General features: G+C 65.9%; 17 protein-coding genes. 9 read left to right on the top strand and 8 right to left on the bottom strand.

Annotated features, from left to right (window positions below; translation table 11 throughout):
• Positions 1-6 precede the first annotated feature (6 nt).
• The 3 genes from V6D91_RS03255 to V6D91_RS03245 all read left to right on the top strand — a co-directional run bounded on the left by V6D91_RS03255 (position 7) and on the right by V6D91_RS03245 (position 3,069).
• Positions 7-1,065: a quinone-dependent dihydroorotate dehydrogenase gene (locus V6D91_RS03255; protein WP_347318105.1), complete on the top strand. Its 1,059-nt coding sequence runs from the start codon at positions 7-9 to the stop codon at positions 1,063-1,065.
• A gap of 111 nt (positions 1,066-1,176) precedes the next feature.
• Positions 1,177-2,028 carry a bifunctional methylenetetrahydrofolate dehydrogenase/methenyltetrahydrofolate cyclohydrolase FolD gene (folD, locus tag V6D91_RS03250; RefSeq protein WP_347317744.1) on the top strand — a complete coding sequence of 284 codons (852 nt, stop codon included), beginning with the start codon at positions 1,177-1,179 and terminating at the stop codon, positions 2,026-2,028.
• Positions 2,029-2,091: 63 nt separating this feature from the next.
• Positions 2,092-3,069, top strand: a complete 978-nt coding sequence (locus V6D91_RS03245) for a hypothetical protein (RefSeq protein ID WP_347317743.1) — start codon at positions 2,092-2,094, stop codon at positions 3,067-3,069.
• Between the two features lie 21 nt (positions 3,070-3,090).
• Here the strand turns inward: V6D91_RS03245 and V6D91_RS03240 are convergent, their stop codons facing one another.
• Entirely contained in the window at positions 3,091-5,190 is a 2,100-nt protein-coding gene (locus tag V6D91_RS03240; RefSeq protein WP_347317742.1) for a bifunctional (p)ppGpp synthetase/guanosine-3',5'-bis(diphosphate) 3'-pyrophosphohydrolase, read from the bottom strand.
• Between the two features lie 29 nt (positions 5,191-5,219).
• Between V6D91_RS03240 and V6D91_RS03235 the strand changes: the two genes are divergently transcribed.
• The 3 genes from V6D91_RS03235 (at position 5,220) to V6D91_RS03225 (ending at position 7,700) form a co-directional block, all read left to right on the top strand.
• Positions 5,220-6,020, top strand: coding sequence for a class I SAM-dependent methyltransferase (locus V6D91_RS03235; RefSeq protein WP_347317741.1), 801 nt, complete (start codon positions 5,220-5,222; stop codon positions 6,018-6,020).
• Positions 6,017-7,030 carry a tRNA pseudouridine(13) synthase TruD gene (gene truD / locus V6D91_RS03230; RefSeq protein WP_347317740.1) on the top strand — a complete coding sequence of 338 codons (1,014 nt, stop codon included), beginning with the start codon at positions 6,017-6,019 and terminating at the stop codon, positions 7,028-7,030. Before V6D91_RS03235 ends, truD begins: the two co-directional genes overlap by 4 nt.
• Positions 7,031-7,190: 160 nt before the next feature.
• Positions 7,191-7,700: a hypothetical protein gene (locus tag V6D91_RS03225; RefSeq protein WP_347317739.1), complete on the top strand. Its 510-nt coding sequence runs from the start codon at positions 7,191-7,193 to the stop codon at positions 7,698-7,700.
• A gap of 56 nt (positions 7,701-7,756) precedes the next feature.
• Here V6D91_RS03225 and V6D91_RS03220 read toward each other — a convergent pair whose 3' ends face one another.
• From V6D91_RS03220 to cyoE, 7 genes are all read right to left on the bottom strand, one after another.
• Positions 7,757-9,034 (bottom strand): FAD/NAD(P)-binding oxidoreductase, encoded by a 1,278-nt coding sequence (locus V6D91_RS03220; protein ID WP_347317738.1) that lies wholly within the window; start codon positions 9,032-9,034, stop codon positions 7,757-7,759.
• A 201-nt stretch (positions 9,035-9,235) separates the two neighbouring features.
• Positions 9,236-10,561, bottom strand: a complete 1,326-nt coding sequence (locus V6D91_RS03215; RefSeq protein WP_347317737.1) for an FAD/NAD(P)-binding oxidoreductase — start codon at positions 10,559-10,561, stop codon at positions 9,236-9,238.
• A 263-nt stretch (positions 10,562-10,824) separates the two neighbouring features.
• Positions 10,825-11,484, bottom strand: a complete 660-nt coding sequence (aat, locus tag V6D91_RS03210; protein ID WP_347317736.1) for a leucyl/phenylalanyl-tRNA--protein transferase — start codon at positions 11,482-11,484, stop codon at positions 10,825-10,827.
• Between the two features lie 14 nt (positions 11,485-11,498).
• Positions 11,499-11,795: a ribosome assembly RNA-binding protein YhbY gene (gene yhbY, locus V6D91_RS03205; RefSeq protein WP_347317735.1), complete on the bottom strand. Its 297-nt coding sequence runs from the start codon at positions 11,793-11,795 to the stop codon at positions 11,499-11,501.
• Between the two features lie 31 nt (positions 11,796-11,826).
• Positions 11,827-12,819: a COX15/CtaA family protein gene (locus V6D91_RS03200; RefSeq protein ID WP_347317734.1), complete on the bottom strand. Its 993-nt coding sequence runs from the start codon at positions 12,817-12,819 to the stop codon at positions 11,827-11,829.
• Positions 12,812-13,804, bottom strand: coding sequence for a PepSY-associated TM helix domain-containing protein (locus V6D91_RS03195; protein ID WP_347317733.1), 993 nt, complete (start codon positions 13,802-13,804; stop codon positions 12,812-12,814). Before V6D91_RS03195 ends, V6D91_RS03200 begins: the two co-directional genes overlap by 8 nt.
• 10 nt (positions 13,805-13,814) lie before the next feature.
• Positions 13,815-14,705 (bottom strand): heme o synthase, encoded by an 891-nt coding sequence (gene cyoE, locus V6D91_RS03190; RefSeq protein WP_347317732.1) that lies wholly within the window; start codon positions 14,703-14,705, stop codon positions 13,815-13,817.
• A gap of 276 nt (positions 14,706-14,981) precedes the next feature.
• On the opposite strand from cyoE, the gene V6D91_RS03185 reads away from it, so the two are divergent.
• Genes V6D91_RS03185 through V6D91_RS03175 form a run of 3 tightly spaced genes read left to right on the top strand, consistent with a single transcriptional unit; the run spans position 14,982 to position 16,882 of the window.
• Positions 14,982-15,290 carry a cytochrome C gene (locus V6D91_RS03185; protein ID WP_347317731.1) on the top strand — a complete coding sequence of 103 codons (309 nt, stop codon included), beginning with the start codon at positions 14,982-14,984 and terminating at the stop codon, positions 15,288-15,290.
• An 11-nt stretch (positions 15,291-15,301) separates the two neighbouring features.
• The gene (locus tag V6D91_RS03180; RefSeq protein ID WP_347317730.1) at positions 15,302-16,711 is read left to right on the top strand and encodes an NAD(P)/FAD-dependent oxidoreductase; all 1,410 of its coding nucleotides are present in this window, start codon (positions 15,302-15,304) and stop codon (positions 16,709-16,711) included.
• Positions 16,712-16,741: 30 nt separating this feature from the next.
• On the top strand, positions 16,742-16,882 hold the full coding sequence (locus V6D91_RS03175; protein ID WP_347317729.1) for a hypothetical protein: 141 nt from the start codon (positions 16,742-16,744) through the stop codon (positions 16,880-16,882).
• Positions 16,883-16,895 lie beyond the last annotated feature (13 nt).

Below are 16,895 nucleotides of genomic sequence, written 5' to 3'. Positions count from 1 at the left end.
ATGAGCCTGACCTACGATCTCGCCCGCCGGGCGCTGTTCCTGTTGCCTCCGGAGACGGCCCATGAGGTGGCGCTGGAGGGGATGCGCCTTCTCCTGCGCGGGCCGTTGGCTTCCTGGATGCGCTCGCGCGTGCCCAACAGCCCGCGCGAGGTGATGGGACTGACCTTCCCCAACCCGGTCGGGCTGGCCGCGGGGCTGGACAAGAACGCCCGTTACATCGATGCCCTCGGCAGCCTGGGCTTTGGCTTCGTCGAGGTCGGTACGGTCACCCCACGGCCCCAGCCCGGCAACCCCAAGCCGCGCCTGTTCCGCCTGCCGAAGGCGCAGGCCATCATCAACCGCATGGGGTTCAACAACCTCGGTGTCGAGCAGTTCATCGCCAACGTCGAAGAGAGCCGCTTCGCCCGCGAGGGCGGCATCCTGGGCCTGAACATCGGCAAGAACTTCGACACTCCGGTCGAGAAGGCGGCGGACGACTACCTGTTCTGCCTGCGGCGCGTCTATCCGCATGCCTCCTACGTGGCGGTCAACATCTCCTCGCCGAACACGGCCGGCCTGCGCACCCTGCAGCACGGCGATGCCTTCGACGATCTGCTGGCCCGGCTCAAGGCCGAGCAGGCCCGCCTGGCCGACCAGGACGGCCGCTACGTCCCGCTTGCGGTCAAGGTGGCGCCCGACCTGACGCCTGAGGAGGTCACCACCATCGCTGACGCCCTGCGCCGGCACCGCATCGACGGCCTGATCGCGACCAACACCACTCTCAGTCGCGAGGGCGTCGAGGGCCTGCCGCACGCCGACGAGAAAGGTGGATTGTCCGGCGCGCCCGTGTTTGCGCGTTCCACCGCCATCGTGCGCCAGTTCAGCCAGGCCCTTGCCGGGGAGCTGCCGATCATCGCTGCCGGCGGCATCCTGAGCGGCGCGGATGCCCAGGCCAAGATCGATGCGGGCGCGAGCTTGGTGCAGATCTACACCGGCTTCATCTACCGCGGGCCGGAGCTGGTGCGCGAGATTGCCGCCACCCTGGCGGCCTCGGCGCCGGCTCGCAGCGATGGCGTCGCGCTGTAGGAGGCCCGCCCCCGGGCCGATGACCGCCCCGCTTTTCCCCGCCCCGGGTTTATCGCAGCCCCGCTCCAACCTACAATACGCGCCTTCCCTTGCAGCCCCCGGAGCCTTCCCATGTCCGCCCAACTGATTGACGGCAAACGCGTTTCCGAGGAGGTCCTGGCCTCCGTGCGTGCCGGTGTCGAGCAACTTTTGGCCCAGGGCCGCCGCGTGCCGGGGCTGGCGGTGATCCAGGTGGGCGATGATCCGGCCTCCAAGGTGTATGTCGGCAACAAGCGCCGGGCCTGTGAGCGCACCGGGATTCGCTCCGTGGCCCACGACCTGCCCGCCGCGACGAGCCAGGAGGCGCTGCTCGCCCTGATTGATGCGCTCAACGCGGACCCCCTCATCGATGGCATCCTCGTTCAGCTCCCCCTGCCCAAGCACATCGATGCCGAGGCGGTGATCGAGCGCATCCACCCGGACAAGGACGTGGATGGTTTCCACCCGTACAACGTCGGCCGCCTGGCGCAGCGCATTCCGCGCCTGCGCCCCTGCACCCCCTACGGGGTGATGCGCCTGCTGCAGTCGGCGGGGGTGAATCCAAAAGGCATGGAGGCGGTTATCGTCGGCGCGTCCAACATCGTCGGCCGGCCGATGGCGCTGGAGCTGCTCCTCGCCGGCGCGACCGTCACCGTGACCCACCGCTTCACCCGCGACCTGGCCGCCCATGTCGGCCGCGCCGAGCTGCTGGTGGTGGCCGCCGGCAAACCGGGGCTGGTGAAGGGCGAGTGGATCAGGCCCGGCGCGGTGGTGATCGACGTCGGCATCAACCGCCTGGCGGACGGCCGCCTGGTGGGGGACGTCGAGTTTGACGCCGCGGCCGAACGGGCCGCTCACATCACCCCCGTGCCGGGCGGTGTGGGCCCGATGACCGTGGCCATGCTGATGCAGAACACGCTGGAAGCGCGCCTGCTGCGGGACTGATCCCGCGCATGGAAAGTCCGCCGGGCAGGGGCTACGCTCGTAAGCCCGGCTGAAAGGCGTCTCATGCTGGCAGACTTCGCCATCGTTCTCGGCGGTACCCTCGTCATTCTCCTGCTGGCGGAGGTGGTCATCCGCCAGTCGGTCCTCATCCGCCACCACTATGGCCTGTCGGGCAGTTTTCTCGGTTTGACCCTGCTGTCGATCGGAACGAGCCTGTTCGAGATCATGAACCACGTGATCGGCAGCATTCACATCCTGCGCGATCCGGGGTCGATGGTGACCCTTTCCGCCCTGCTGCTGGGCAGCAATGTCGGCTCGGACATCTTCCAGCAGAACGTCGTGCTGGCCCTGGTCGGCCTGTTTGCGACGGTGGTGGTCGTGCGCCGCAATCTGCCGATCGAGATGGGTGGACTGATTGCCGCTTCCCTCCTGCTGTGGCTGGTCTGTCTTGGCGGGATGATCAGCCGCATGGAGGGGGCGCTGCTGGTCGCTGCCTATCTGGCTTATCTCGCCTACCTGCATCGGCACGGTGAGCACGAGCCCTCTTCCCGGCAGCGCCATCCCCGCTCATCCCGTCGTCTCGTGACGGCGTTCGGAGTCATCCTGGCGGGCTTTGCCGGCATGGCCTGGCTGGCGGACCCGGTGCTGGTGGCGGCGGGGCATCTCGTGGAACGGCTGCCCGTGAGCGCCTCGCTGTTTGGGGTGGTCGTGCTCGGCATCTGTGCCGCCCTGCCCGAGCTTGCGACGGCGATGGTGTCCGCCCTCAAGGGCGAGCGGGGGATTGCGGCGGCGGTCCTCATCGGCAGCAACATCACCAACCCCCTGCTCGGGGTGGGGCTTGGGGCCATGATCTCGGGCTATGTGGTGCCGGGGGTCACGGTTGCCTACGACCTCCCGGTCAAGATCGCGACCGGCGTGTTGCTCTACTTCCTGCTCGCGCAGGGGTATCTGCGCCGCGCGGGAGCCGTGCTCCTGCTGGTCATTTACGCAGTCTACCTGGCGCTGCGCAGCCTCCTGTTCCCGTATGACCTTTATGCTTGAGGCCGATGCCTCCAGCATGGATCACAGGCGCTTGACCTCATCCACATGGCGGATGGCCTTGAGCTTGTCCAGCAGTCGGGCGATGCTCTCCACATCGGGCAGCTCCAGCGCGAGCCTGAGCCGGTTCTGGCCGGTGCGTCGGTCCAGCTGGCTTTCGCTGCTGACCAGGCGGGCCTTGAACTGGGCGAGGACGTTGCCGACGTCGCGCAAAAGTTCCGGACGATCCTCCCCCAGCACCTCGACATTCGCCCGCACCGGTACGCCGGCCAGGCGGGGCCAGGCGACCTCCATGATCCTCTCCGGGTGCTCCTCGCGCAGGTGGGCGAGGTTGCGGCAGTCCGCGCGGTGCAGGCGCAGACCCTGTCCGCGGGTGATGAAGCCGACCACCGCATCGCCGGGGGCGGGATTGCAGCAGCGGGCCGGTTCGGCCTGCAGGCCTTCGAGGGTGATGCGGCGCGCGGGCACATCCGGGGCGAGCGGACGGGGCAGGGCGGGGGTGTCTTCGACCGGAGGCGTCCCCAGCACGGCACGGGCAGCGTCGAGAAAGGCGGCGCGGGAGAGCTTGCCCTCCCCCAGGGCCTCCCAGGCCGCCTCTTCGCTCTTGAGGTGGAGGCGCTGCAACAGCTGCTCCCTCTGCTCACGCGAGAGCCCCAGGCGGCGCACCGTCTTGTCCCAGTGCTGCCGTCCTTCTTCACGTGCGGATTCGCGCTCGCGGCTGACGAACCAGGCCCGCACCTTGGCGCGGGCGCTCTTGGAGACGAGGTAGCCGGCCTTGGGGTCGGCCCATTCGCGGCTCGGGCTGCCCTGCGGGGCGCGCAGCAGCTCCACCCGGTCGGCATTGGCGAGCGGGGTGTTGAGCGGCACCAGCCGGCCGTTGACCTTGGCCCCCCGGCAGGCATGCCCAAGCTCGGTGTGGATGGCGTAGGCGAGATCCAGCGGCGTGGCGCCGCGCGGCAGCTCCATCACGTGCCCCTTGGGGGTGAAGACGTAGACGGTGCTGGCGGCCAGCGCGGTGCCTTCGCCTTCCTCCAGGGCCAGCCTTAAGCGCTCCATCTCCTCCTGGAAGGGATCGGTCGCGCCCTTGCCGCCTTCCTTGTAGCGCCAGTGCGCGGCCACCCCGAGTTCGGCCTGCTCGTGCATGGCGCGGGTGCGGATCTGCACCTCCAGGGTCTTGCCGTCCAGCGCATGCACGGCGGTGTGCAGGGACTGGTAGCCGTTCGGCTTGGGGTGGGCGATGTAGTCGTCGTATTCGCCCGGGATCGGGTCCCACAGGGTGTGCACCACGCCGAGCGCGGCATAGCAGTCGGCGATGTCCTCCACCTGCACGCGCAGGGCGCGCACGTCGAACAGCTGCTCGAAGGACAGCCGCTTGCGCTGCATCTTGCCGAAGATGCTGTAGATGTGTTTCGGGCGGCCGTAGACGCGGGCCTCGATGCCCTCGGCCGCCAGCGCCCGCTGGAGCTGCTCGCGCACGCGGACGATGTAGTCCTCCCGTTCCGCCCGGCGCTCGTCGAGGAAACGGGCGATGCGCTTGTAGGTCTCAGGCTCCAGGTGGCGGAAGGCCAGATCTTCCAGTTCCCACTTGAGCTGGCCGAGCCCCAGACGGTGGGCGAGAGGGGCGTACAGATCCAGAGTCTCGCGCGCGATTCGGCGGCGCTGTTCGAGGTCCTCAAGGAAGGGCAGGGCGCGCAGGCGCTCCAGCCGGTAGGCCAGCTTGATCAGCAGGCTACGGGCATCACTCACCATGGCCAGCAGCAGGCGGCGCAAGTTCTCGGCCTGGCCCTTGCTCTCGGTGGCGGCCCGGGGCTCGCTGAACGTGTTCAGGCGGTGCACGTCCGCCACCAGGCGCGCCACGTGCGTGCCAAAGCGGCGGCCGAGGCCCTCCTCGTCGAACGCCGGGCGCAGGCGCGGGTCGGCCAGGCAGGCGGCGAGCAGGGTGTCCGTGTCGGCCTTCATCTCGACCAGCAGCAGGGCGGCCCGGGGGCCGCGCGGCCGGGTGACATCGCCATCCCAGGCGGCACTCGCATCTTCGCAGGCCTCACGCAGCAAGGGGCTGTCGCCGGCCTGGTCACACAGGTCGGTGCAGAGTTTTTCCGGCGCTTCGTCGAGTGGGTGCTGCATGGCCCATAGGATGTCACAATGCCGGTCCTATGAGTGAGACTTCCCCCCCTCCTTCCGGGCAGCGCTGGGGCGGTGGCGCGGTGCGCGCCCTGCTCGCCCACCTGCCTGCCGTGCTGCTGACGCTGCTGCTCTGGCGCTTCCTGCCCATGCTGGTCGAGCCGCCGTATCCGGTCTGGGCCTTCTGGGCGGCCGAGGGCGTCCTCGCGGCCCTGTTCGCCATGCTCTTGCGCTGCGCGCCGTGGTGGTGGGGTATCAATGCCCTCTTTCCACCGCTTCTGGTGCTGGCCCTGGGGCTGAATGTCGCCCCGGTGTGGATGGGGGCGCTGTTTCTGGCCTTGCTTTTGGTGTTCTGGAATGCGCACGGCGAGCGGGTGCCCCTTTACCTGAGCAACTCGACGACCCACGCCGCCCTGCAGGCGATTCTTGCGCGGGAGGCGGGCGAGGCGCGGCGGGTGGCCGACCTGGGCTCGGGCCTTGGGGGGGCGCTGCGCGCCATGGCGGAGGCGCCGCGCGTGGCCGAGGCCGTGGGTTTCGAGACGGCCCCGCTGCCCTGGCTGATCAGCCGTTTGCGCCTTGGCCGCCATCCGCGCATCCGGCTCCGGCGCGCCAGCTTCTGGTCGGAACGCCTGAGCGATTTCGACGTGGTCTATGCCTTTCTCTCGCCCGCCCCCATGCCCAGGCTGTGGGCCAAGCTGGTGCGTGAGGCGCGTCGGCCCATGCTGCTGATCTCCAACAGTTTCGCCGTGCCGGGGGTCGAGCCCGATGCAGTCATCGAGCTGGACGATGCCCGGGGCACCGAACTTTTCCTCTACCGGTTGCCACTCCCATGAGCCTTCCTTATGCCTTCGGCGAACCGCCCGTGACCGGCCGCCTGCGTGCCAGCCCTGAGGACTTCGTCGTCGACGAGGTGCTCGGCCTCGTACCCGAGGGGCGGGGTGAGCACCTGTGGCTTGCCGTGCGCAAGCGCGGGGAGAACACCGCCTGGGTGGCGAAGCAGCTGGCCCGCATCGCCGGCTGTGCCGAGCGCGAGGTGGGCTACTCGGGCCTCAAGGACCGTCACGCCGTCACCACCCAGTGGTTCAGCCTGCCCGCACCGCGCCAGCCGGTGGATTGGTCGCGGCTTGCGGTACGCACGGCCGCGGAAATCCTCGTCATCACCCGCCATCCGCGCAAGCTGCGCACGGGGACGCATCGGGCCAACCGCTTTCTCTTGACCGTGCGTGAGCTGGAGGGCGATCTGGAGGGGCTCGAGGCCAGGCTGACGCGCATTGCCCGTGAAGGTGTGCCCAACTTTTTCGGCGAGCAGCGCTTCGGCCATGAGGGGGGCAACCTCACGGCGGTGCGGGCCTGGTTCGCCGGTGGCAAGCCGCCGCATCGTGGTCAGCAGGGGATGTTGCTCTCCACGGCGCGAAGCACCCTGTTCAACGCCGTGCTGGGGCGCCGCATCGAGGCCGGCAACTGGCTCACGGTCTTGCCGGGCGAGCCCCTGCTGCTGGACGGCAGACACAGCTTCTTCATCGCCGGGGAGGTGGACGAGGCGATCACCCGCCGCCTGCGCGAGGGCGATGTGCACCCCAGCGGCCCCCTGTGGGGCAAGGGTGGCACGCAGGCACAGGCGGCCTGTGCTGCGCTCGAACAGGCCGTGGTGGCCGCCGAGCCGTTGTTGGCCGAGGGGCTTGAGCGGGAGGGGCTGGAACCGGCCCGTCGCCCGCTGCGGGTCATCCCGCGCCAGATGCACTGGCGCCAGGATGCCGCGGCCAAGGTCCTGACCGTGGGCTTTGTCCTGCCCGCTGGCAGCTACGCCACGGCAGTCATGCGGGAGATCGTCCGCTCCGATTGAAGGGCGCCCGATCCAGGCATTGCGGAATCAAAGGTTGTGTACTTTGCTCGGGTACACGACCCGCGCCACGTACGCGCTGGGGCGTGACTTCTGTCTCCGCTTCATCTCCTTCCCCGATGCTGGAGACGCTTCATCCACCCTCACCTTGGGGGACTCCATCATGAGCAAGTTCGGATATGGTGCGGCGGCCATCGTGCTGGCCGTCCTGTCGCTGCAGGCGGGGGCGGACAGTAGCCCCGGCAAGGACAAGGCGAGCTACGGCAAGGCCGCAAGCATCGAGCAGGGGCGTTACCTGACCCGGATCGCCGGCTGCAACGACTGCCACACCGCAGGCTACATGGCCTCCGCGGGCAATGTGCCCGAGGCCCAGTGGCTGCTCGGTGACAGCCTGGGCTGGCAGGGCGACTGGGGGACGACCTACGCGGTCAACCTGCGTCTGTATGTGAAGGACATGAGTGAGGAGCAGTGGGTGTCCATGGCACGCACGAAGCAGTCCCGTCCGCCTATGCCGTGGTTCAGCCTGCGCGAGATGAAGGACGCGGACCTGCGGGCGATCTACCGCTTCCTGCGCTTCCTCGGCCCCGCTGGGGAGCCTGCGCCGGCCTATCTGCCCCCCGGGCAACAGGCGACCGGTCCGGTGGCCCGCTTTCCATCTCCGCCGCCGCGGTAGACGCAAAAGAAAAGGCGCCCGGGCGGGCGCCTTGTCGATCGCGAGGCGGATGGGCCTTACTTGGCCAGACGCTCGATGCCGATCGCCTTGAGCACGTACTTCTCGTAGATCGGCTCGGAAGTACCGGACTTCATCTTGCGGATGAAGTACTTCTCGAACGCGATCTTGGCCAGGTGCACCCATTTGCCTTTGGCGAACCAGTTGACGTTGCGCGGCGGGATCTGCGGCAGGGCGATGAAGGCGGCGCCACGGTCGCCCATGTCAGCGAGGCAGATGGCCTGCCAGGTGCCCTTGTGGGTGGGCTGTTCACCCTTCAGTTCCTGCTCGATGTTGTGCACGATCGCGGTCACCATGGACTCGATCATGTAGCCGGTCTTGGGCGCGCCCACCGGGACGGGGGTGGCCTCGACCGGCGGGATGGCGACACACACGCCGGCGGAGTAGATGTTCTTGTACTTCGGGTTGCGCTGATGCTGGTCGATCAGCACGAAGCCCCCGGGGTTGACGGTGCCTTCGCCCAGCGCGGCTACGGCGTCCACGCCGCGGAACGGCGGCAGCATCATCGAGTGGTTGAAGGGCAGCTCGTGGGTCTTGACCACGTTACCCTGCATGTCGAGTTCCTCGACGTGCATCTTGCCGGCCTCGACCTTGGTGGTGCGGGCGTTGCAGATCCACTTGATGTCATGCATCCGCAGCTCGGACTCAAGCATGCCCTTGGAGTCGCCCACGCCGCCCAGCCCCAGGTGGCCGATATACGGCTCGGCGGTGACGAAGGTGATGGGCACCTTGTTGCGCAGCTTCTTCTTGCGCAGGGCAGCATCGAGGATGAACACGTACTCGTAGGCCGGACCGTAGCAGCTCGCCCCCTGGAAGGCACCGATGATGACCGGGCCGGGGTTTTCGCACAGCTTCTGGAAGTCCTGATAGGCCAGCTCGGCGTGGTCCACAGTGCAGACGGAGTGGGTGTGCCCACCGTGCGGGCCGGCGCCCTCGATGGCGGCGAAGTTGAGCTTCGGGCCGGTGGTGATGATCAGGTAGTCGTACTTGACCGTGTTGCCGTTGTCGAGGTGCAGGGTGTTCTGGTCGGCGTCGATCTTGTTCACGCTGCTCGCGATGAAGTCGATACCCTTGCGCTTGAGGTACGGCTCGATCGGGAAGGTGATCTCGTCGCGGGTGCGCCAGCCTACGGCGACCCAGGGGTTGGAGGGCACGAACTGGAAGTAGTCCACCGCATTGATGACGGTGATCTGGTGTTCCTTGCCCAGCAGTTCGCGTGCCTCATAGGCTGCCGGCATGCCGCCGATGCCCGCGCCAAGGATGACGATGTGCGCCATGGATCGAAGCCTCCTGATTGTGTGCCCTTGGTCGCGCCAGGGCTGAAATGCTTGTCTTTTGTCCCTGCTTATGCAAGGTGCAGCGATCCTAGCATGGCGCTGATCGGGAGGCTCATTCTGTCATCTTATGTCTTATAAGCGTATCTATAAGTCATAAATATCCTACCTTTAAGCTCAGGAAATGGCTCGACATGCCCTCGTTCAGGCAGGAACGCGCCCCTTGAGCATCTGTTCGTACAGCGGTTTGATCGCGTACAGGTCCAGCGCCCACCAGGCCCAACTCGGGTCGGCCTGGTCGACCAGCGGAAAGGTCTGGATCAGCTTGAGGTCATAGCCGAACTCGACCAGCGCGGCCTTGCCCACTTCCGTGACCAGCGGACAGGAGGTGTAGCCGTCGTACTTGCGCTCCATCGGCTTGCCTTCGATCAGGCTGACCAGGTTCTCGGCCGCGATCGGGGCCTGGAACTTGACGCTCGCGGCAGTCTTGCCGATCGGCGTGCCGTTCACATCGCCCACGCCGAACACGTTCGGGAAGCGCAGGTGTTGCAGGGTGTGTTTGTCCACCTCCAGCCAGCCGCCGGCGGCGAAGGGACCCTCCTTCCAGGCCAGCGCGCTGTGCTTGACTACGTCCGGCGCGGTCATCGGCGGGACGATGTGCAGGAAGTCGTAGCGCATGGTCTTGTCACCGTCCGGTGTGCTGAACACCGCCTCCTTGCGGTTGGCATCGACAGCCTTCAGGCGGTGCTGATAGTTCATGGCAAAGCCGCGCTCGCGGAACAGGCGATCCGCCAGGTCGTTGATCGGCTTGACGCTGAATAGCTTGTCGATGGAGGAGTTGAAGGTCAGATTGAGGGCCTCGCGGCGCTTGGCGTTGCGTGCGTGCGACTCGGTCAGAAAGCCCATCTTCAGCGGCGCGCCCGCGCACTTGAGCGGGGTGTGTGGCAGGGTAAACAGGCCATCGCCGCCCTTCTGGATGAAGGCCTGCATCTCGGTCCACATGGCCGCCGCCTGATCGGGGCTTGCGTATACGCTGACCAGGCCGTCGCGGCCGAGCATGTCGCGGGTGAGGCCCTCAATGGCGGCATAGTCGAGCTTGAGGCCGGTGGCGACGATCAGGTAGTCGTATTCCAGGGTCTCACCGCCCAGGGTCAGGACCTTGTTCGCCTCCGGCTCGAAGCTTGCGACGCTGTCCTTCACCCAGCGCACGCCCTTGGGGATGTAGTCGGCGTTCGGGGTGGCCGTGGTCCAGGCGGCGTCGTGCACGCCGGCGGCGACGAAGACCCAGCCGGGCTGGTACCAGTGGATTTCGCGCGGCTCGACGATGGTGATCTGGGCTCCATCCAGCCATTTGTTGAGTTTGGCCGCGGCGGTGATCCCGCCCGCCCCGCCGCCGACGATGACGATGCGGGCACGGGTCTTCACCGCGGCCCGTGCATCGCGCGGATGAGCCATGGCTGTGGTGCCGACGGCCGTGGTGGCGCCGACCAGGCCGAGGGATTTGAGAAAGTCGCGACGTTCGATGTTCATCCGCTGCCCCATGATTGATTCAGTTGATTAATGGGCGCATAAATTACCAGTGAATCCATGGGGGACCAAACCGACCAACCCTTCAGGGCGCTGGGTTAACAGGCTGTTGAAAAACGCTTTCAACAGCCTGTTAAGGCAAGCCATGGACGGCTTGCACGAAGATCAGTCACGATAAGTGATTGATCTTCGGAGTCCGTCGCGGACATGTGCCGCGACGAGACGAATTGAAAAAGGGCACGATGCCCTTTTTCAACATCATCCTGTTAAGGACGCGAGTGCTGATCGAGTAGGGCAAGGAACTCGGCGCGCGGGATCGGGACAGCGCCGAGGCTTTCCAGATGGGCGGTGGAGAACTGGCAGTCGATGATGGCCGGGATGAAGCCGAGGAGGCCCTGGCAGAGGGCGACCAGAGCGACCTTGGAGGCATCTGACACCCGGCTGAACATGGATTCGCCGAAGAACACCCGGCCCAGACGCACCCCGTACAGGCCGCCGACCAGCCGTCCGTCCTGCCAGCATTCGATGCTGTGGGCGTAGCCCATCGTGTGCAGGGCAAGGTAGGCCTGTTGCATCTCCTGGCTGATCCAGGTGCCGTCCTGCCCCGGGCGCGGGGCGGCGCAGCCTTGCAGCACACCGGAGAAAGCACTGTCCACGCGCAGCTCGAAAGGCAGGCGCTTGAGGGTCTTGCGCAGGCTGCGGTGGATCTTGAGGCGCTCCGGGAACAGCACGGTGCGCGGATCGGGCGACCACCAGAGGATCGGCTCGCCCGGTGAGAACCAGGGAAAGATGCCGTGCCGGTAGCCTTCCAGCAGGCGGGCGGGGGACAGGTCGCCGCCGATCGCGAGCAGGCCGTTGGGCTCGCTCAGGGCATGCCGGGGATCGGGGAAGCGGATGTCGCTGGGGTCAAGGCCGTAGAGCGGCATGACCTCATCCGGGATCAGCGCGGCAGGCTGATCTGGGAGTCCTTGGCGCGCTTGCGGAACAGCACGGCGATGTGGCCGATGCTTTGCACCAGTTCCGCACCGGTACGCTCGCAGATCACCTCGATCACGTCCTTCTTGTCCTCGCGCTCCATGCCGGGCACGCGCACCTTGATCAGCTCGTGGTGCTCGAGCGCGAGTTCGATCTCGGCCAATACCGCCTCGGTCAGGCCATGCTGCCCGAGCAGGACGACCGGCTTCAGGTGATGGGCAAGGGCGCGCAGATGACGCACCTGGTTGGGCTTCAGAGGCATGGAGTCGGTTCCGTGCAAAACGCGCAGTCTATCACGCCCCTGCCCGCGCCTGGCCCTCCTGGCCGCTGACGCGCGAGGAGAGGGCATACTGGGCTGCGCCGAACAGAGCCATCTGCAGGCCGAACACCAAGGCGGCCAGCATCAGGTGCAGCGGCTGCAGGAAGGCCGGGAAGCCCAGCAGGGCGAGCGAGAGGCCGATCAAGAGCTCGATCAGCACCACGCCCATCATCGCCACCGCCAGCCGCTGGATCAGCGGGTTGTCGTTCCGGCGCAGCACGCGCCACCCCAGCCACAGGTTGTAACCGACCACGGCCATCGCCCCAAGGATGTGCACGGTCAGTGGGGCGCCGACCTGGGCCACCCAAGTGGCCCGCTCCGCGTAGTCGTACTGGAGGGAGAGGATGTCGATGCGCTCGCGCACCTGCACGCCGAGGGCGATCTGCACGATGGTCAGGACCATGCCGGCGATCAGCCAGGCGCGGGTGGACAGCGCCCCATTGAGGCTCATGCGCAGGGTGTCGCGCAGTGAATGGTTGATCGCAAGCACAAGGCTCGCCACCACCAGCAGCGAGGCGACCATGTGGGTGGTGATCATGGCCGGATGCAGGTTGCTGGAGACCACCACCTTGCCCAGCCAGCCGTTGAACCCCACCAGGATGAAGGCTGCCAGGGCATACCAGAACACCGGTGGCTCGTCCTTGCGGATGCGCCAGGCGGCCCACAGCGTCCAGATCGACAAAAAGCCGATGGTCACGCCGACCAGGCGGTTGAAAAACTCGGTCCAGGTCTTCGCTGCGTTGAACTCCACGTCCGCGTAGCCGCGGTCGCGGTAGATCTCCTGGTAGTTCTCCGGTAGTTGCGATACGTCGGTCGGAGGGATGAGCTGGCCAAAACAGGTCGGCCAGTCCGGGCAGCCCATCCCGGCTCCGGTGGCGCGCACCATGCTGCCGACCGCGATCAGGATGTAGACGACGGCGATGGTGATCAAGGCAATACGGCGGAAGTGGCGCTGGCGGTCATTCATGGTTTGTCTTTGCGGCAGGTGAGCCCCGGCGGGCGGAACGGCTGGCAAGGCCGCCGAGGATGAGGAAAGGGACGGCGAGGCTGGCGATCACCCACAGGATGCGCCCGGGCATGCCCAACAACTCGCCGGTGTGCAGGTCATACAGCAGTTCACCGGCGCGCGCCCCATCGGCTTGCGGCACGAGGCCCCCGTCGGCCGACCAGGTGAACCAGCGTACACCGAGTGTCCCGGCGTGGTGGGGCTCCTCGCAGGCGATGCGCAACCCTTCCTGGGGCAGGGGGACGATCCAGCGGGGAGCGCACTTGGGCTGGGTGACCTGCAAAGCGGTCAGCGCCGGGGTGGGGGCGGGCAGATCGAAACGATGTGCCGGCGTGTGCAGCGTCAAATGCTGCATGTTGCCGTAGCCCGGTTGCCAGGCGAGGAAGAGCAGGCCTGAAGCGGCGATGAGTGCCAGCACCGGGGCGCTGGTCATGCCCAGCAGGGGGTGGGTGCGGCCCGCGATGCCGCGGACCTGCGTGCGCCCGCGCAGCAGCAGGCCGCTGAGGATGGTGAGCAGCAACCCCACGGCGGCCAGGCGGGTGATCCAGCGTCCGCTCTCGCCCAGCAGCAGGGTGGTGTGGAGGTGCCAAGCCAGGCCGTACAGCCCGGCATCGGTGGGCCGGCTGCCGCGTGGCTCGCCCGTGCGCGGATGGACATGGACCTCGTGGCGCCCCCCGGCATCGTCCTCCATCAGGACGAAGGCGGTATCCACCGGCGTGAGTGGAAGCCCCAGGCCGATGATGCGCATACCCGGATGAGCCTGACGGGCCGTTTCCAGCCACTGCGTCGGCGGACGAAGGGGAGCTGTAGAGAATGGGGCAGCGAGCAAATCGACGTTGAAGATGCGATCACTCTCTCGGGCGAAACCCAGCACGGCTCCACTCAGGCTGACCAACAGCAAAGGGAGGGCGAACAGCAGGGCCAGCCAGCTATGCAGAGAACGCATCTTCAGAGCGTCAGCGCAGGTAATGGTCGGCGAGCAGGGCGCTGAACAGCAGCATCAGGTAGAGGATGGAGTAGCCGAAGGTCGGCATCGCCAACCTGTTCTCCGGGTCGCGATACAGGCGCCAGGCATACATCAGGTAAACCCCGCCCAAGATGGCGGCGGCGAAGAAATAGGGCAGGCCGCTCATGCCGACGGTGGTGGGCAGCAGGCTCACGGAAACCAGCACCATGGTGTAGAGCAGGATCTGGTACTTGGTGTGCTGGATGCCCTTGACCACCGGCAGCATGGGGATGCCCGCCCGGCGATATTCCTCCACCCGGCGGATGGCCAACGGCCAGAAATGCGGGGGGGTCCACAGGAAGATGATCAAAAACAGGATCAGTCCCTCGAGTGTGACCTCGCCGGTCATGGCCGTCCAACCCAACAGGGGGGGAGCTGCGCCGGCCGCGCCGCCCCAGACGATGTTCTGCGGCGTGCTGTGCTTTAGGTAGACGGTGTAGATCACCGCGTAACCGATCAGGGCCAGGAAGGTCAGCACGGCGGTCAGCACATTGACTTGCCACACCAAGATACCCATCGACAAGACCGCCCAAGCCAGTGCAACGGCCAGTACCTCACGGTTATTTACCCGTGCGGTCGGCAGTGGACGGTTATGGGTGCGATCCATCACTGCATCGAAGCGCTCATCCAAAAGATGGTTGATGGCCGCGCCTGCGGCGGACGCCAGGGCGATACCGAGTAGGGCAAAAAACACACGCTCCCCATCCAAGGCCCCCGGCGGGCTGGCCAGCAACATGCCGACGAAGGCCGTGAAGACGATCAGGCCCACCACCTTGGGTTTGGCCAGTTCATAGATCGAGCGGATCTTCTGCGGCAGGGGCAGGGCGGCGGCCTGGGTCATGAGGGATCTCCTGCGGATGCGTGTAAGCGCCGAAATTTTTTATGATTTTTATACACGCATAAGTTTTGGTGCAAGTGGAAGTGCGTGTCTTACGCTTAACTCTAGCTCGCAAGCCGCGAAACGTCGCCTGCTCTCGAGAGTGGTTGAGTAAAATGCTTTGTTGTATTGGTCGATAGATCAAACTTATAGTGTGTGAAATGCCACACCTCGGTCGCGGGCGTGTAGTGCATGCGGAAACTTCCACCCTTAGGGTCATTGTTGAGGAGAGTCATCGATATGACCAAGCGCGTCCTGATGATGGGGGTCGCTCTGACGGGCATGGTGGCGGCAAGTGTCGCCTTGGCCGAGCCGACGGGCGAGATGCTGGCGCAGACCTGTGCGGGCTGTCATGGCACGCGCGGGGAGCTGAGCCAGCCATCGGCGTTCATGCCGCTGGCTGGGATGGCGGAAGCCACGTTTGTGAAGGCGATGAAGGACTTTCAGAGCGGGGCGCGACCGAGCACGCTGATGGGTCCGATTGCCAAGGGCTTTACGGAGAGCGAGTTTCAGGCCATGGCGAGCTACTACGCCAAGCAGAAGAAGTGATGGGGGTAGCGATGAGTATGAACAATCTGGCGCGTCGTGAGTTTCTGAAGTGGCTGGGTGCCTCGGCGGTCGCGGGGGCGGCGGTGGGTGGCAAGAGCGCCTTTGCTGGGGCCCAGCCGCATGTGGTGGTGATTGGCGGTGGCGTGGGTGGTGCCACCTTTGCCAAATACCTCAAGCTCTATGAGCCGAACATCAAGGTCACTGTGGTTGAGAAGAACCGCCAATACCTGCGGCCCTACGGCTCCTCGGAAGTGATCTCCGGGCACATCAGCATGCAGGACATCACCGTCAGCTACGAACCTTTGCAGAAGAAGTACGGCATTGAGTTCGTGTTTGACACGGTCACTGACATTGACTTCAACGGTCGTGTTGTCAAGACGGCGGGCGGCACCAGCCTCAACTACGATCGCCTGGTGGTTTCCCCTGGGATCAGCTTCAACTTTGCGGCCATTGAGGGTCTGAGTGAAGAGGTCTCTGACACGGTCATGCCGCATGCCTGGATCCCTGGCAAGCAGACCGAACTGTTGGCCAAACAGCTCAAGGAACTGCCCAAAGGGGGCACGGTTCTGCTCTGTCCGCCGCCCAATCCCTACCGCTGCCCACCGGGGCCGTATGAGCGTGCGGGGCTGATTGCGCAATACCTCAAGGAGCACAACCCCACGGCCAAGGTCATCATCCTTGACCCGAAGAACGGCTTCACCACCGACCTGACCATGCTCCAGGCGTGGAACCGCTTGTATGGCTTCAACATCCCCGAAGCGTTCAAGGGCTACAGCGTCAAGGGCCTGACTGCGGTCGGGTTTAGCGAAGAAGAGGCCAAGCGCCAGCTTGAGGGCTTCAAGCCCATCAAGCACGACAAGCCTGGGATGATCGAATGGATCATGGGTGACATGGGCGGCCGGGTGGTCAAGGTGGATGCGGCGACCAAGACGGTCTACACCGAGAGTGGCGAATACAAGGGCGACATGATCAACCTCATTCCGCCGCTGAAGGCGGGCAAGCTGGCGCTGGACATGGGCCTTGCGGACAGCACGGGATGGTGTCCGGTGGATCGCGTCACCTTTGAGAGCACGCTACACAAGAACGTGCACGTGATTGGGGATGCCTGCATTGCCGATGAGATGCCCAAATCGGGCTACTCGGCGAACAGCCAGGCCAAGGTCTGCGCGCTGCAGGTCAAGGCGCTGCTGGCGGGTCAGGAGCCGGCGGAGCCGGTGTGGCAGAACACCTGCTACGCCCTGGCGGGGAACCAGACCTACGGCCAGTTTGTGGCGGACGTGTTCCGGATCAAGGACGGCAAGATTGCGCGGATGGCGAACCCGCGCTACCTGCCGCTGGACGCGACCCCGGTGCAGAACAGCCTGGCGGCGCTCTACACCCACGCCTGGATGAAAACCTTCACCGACGATTGCTTTGCGTAATCGGGAACCGCGACACAGGAGATAAGCATCATGACTCCGGAAGAAGAGAAGAAGATTCTCGAAAGCTCCCCGGTGGGTACTTGGACGCTGCTGGCCATCTATGGCGTGTTGTTCACGCTCGGCTGGCTGTGGATGTGGTTCCGTTTCATCGGCCATGGTCCGGTGAACTGAGGGAGGGCAAGAG

This window comes from Thiofaba sp. EF100, from assembly GCF_039822285.1.
In the GTDB taxonomy this organism is placed as follows: domain Bacteria; phylum Pseudomonadota; class Gammaproteobacteria; order Halothiobacillales; family Halothiobacillaceae; genus Thiofaba.
This window is presented reverse-complemented; position numbering and strand designations above follow the sequence as displayed.

What these genes read in the sequence shown, in the direction of transcription:
- folD (WP_347317744.1), top strand. Translation starts at nt 1,177, where the DNA reads ATGTCCGCCCAACTGATTGACGGCAAACGCGTTTCCGAGGAGGTCCTG.
- V6D91_RS03245 (WP_347317743.1), top strand. Translation starts at nt 2,092, where the DNA reads ATGCTGGCAGACTTCGCCATCGTTCTCGGCGGTACCCTCGTCATTCTC.
- V6D91_RS03240 (WP_347317742.1), bottom strand. Translation starts at nt 5,190, where the DNA reads ATGCAGCACCCACTCGACGAAGCGCCGGAAAAACTCTGCACCGACCTG.
- V6D91_RS03235 (WP_347317741.1), top strand. Translation starts at nt 5,220, where the DNA reads ATGAGTGAGACTTCCCCCCCTCCTTCCGGGCAGCGCTGGGGCGGTGGC.
- truD (WP_347317740.1), top strand. Translation starts at nt 6,017, where the DNA reads ATGAGCCTTCCTTATGCCTTCGGCGAACCGCCCGTGACCGGCCGCCTG.
- V6D91_RS03225 (WP_347317739.1), top strand. Translation starts at nt 7,191, where the DNA reads ATGAGCAAGTTCGGATATGGTGCGGCGGCCATCGTGCTGGCCGTCCTG.
- V6D91_RS03220 (WP_347317738.1), bottom strand. Translation starts at nt 9,034, where the DNA reads ATGGCGCACATCGTCATCCTTGGCGCGGGCATCGGCGGCATGCCGGCA.
- V6D91_RS03215 (WP_347317737.1), bottom strand. Translation starts at nt 10,561, where the DNA reads ATGAACATCGAACGTCGCGACTTTCTCAAATCCCTCGGCCTGGTCGGC.
- aat (WP_347317736.1), bottom strand. Translation starts at nt 11,484, where the DNA reads ATGCCGCTCTACGGCCTTGACCCCAGCGACATCCGCTTCCCCGATCCC.
- yhbY (WP_347317735.1), bottom strand. Translation starts at nt 11,795, where the DNA reads ATGCCTCTGAAGCCCAACCAGGTGCGTCATCTGCGCGCCCTTGCCCAT.
- V6D91_RS03200 (WP_347317734.1), bottom strand. Translation starts at nt 12,819, where the DNA reads ATGAATGACCGCCAGCGCCACTTCCGCCGTATTGCCTTGATCACCATC.
- V6D91_RS03195 (WP_347317733.1), bottom strand. Translation starts at nt 13,804, where the DNA reads ATGCGTTCTCTGCATAGCTGGCTGGCCCTGCTGTTCGCCCTCCCTTTG.
- cyoE (WP_347317732.1), bottom strand. Translation starts at nt 14,705, where the DNA reads ATGACCCAGGCCGCCGCCCTGCCCCTGCCGCAGAAGATCCGCTCGATC.
- V6D91_RS03185 (WP_347317731.1), top strand. Translation starts at nt 14,982, where the DNA reads ATGACCAAGCGCGTCCTGATGATGGGGGTCGCTCTGACGGGCATGGTG.
- V6D91_RS03180 (WP_347317730.1), top strand. Translation starts at nt 15,302, where the DNA reads ATGAGTATGAACAATCTGGCGCGTCGTGAGTTTCTGAAGTGGCTGGGT.
- V6D91_RS03175 (WP_347317729.1), top strand. Translation starts at nt 16,742, where the DNA reads ATGACTCCGGAAGAAGAGAAGAAGATTCTCGAAAGCTCCCCGGTGGGT.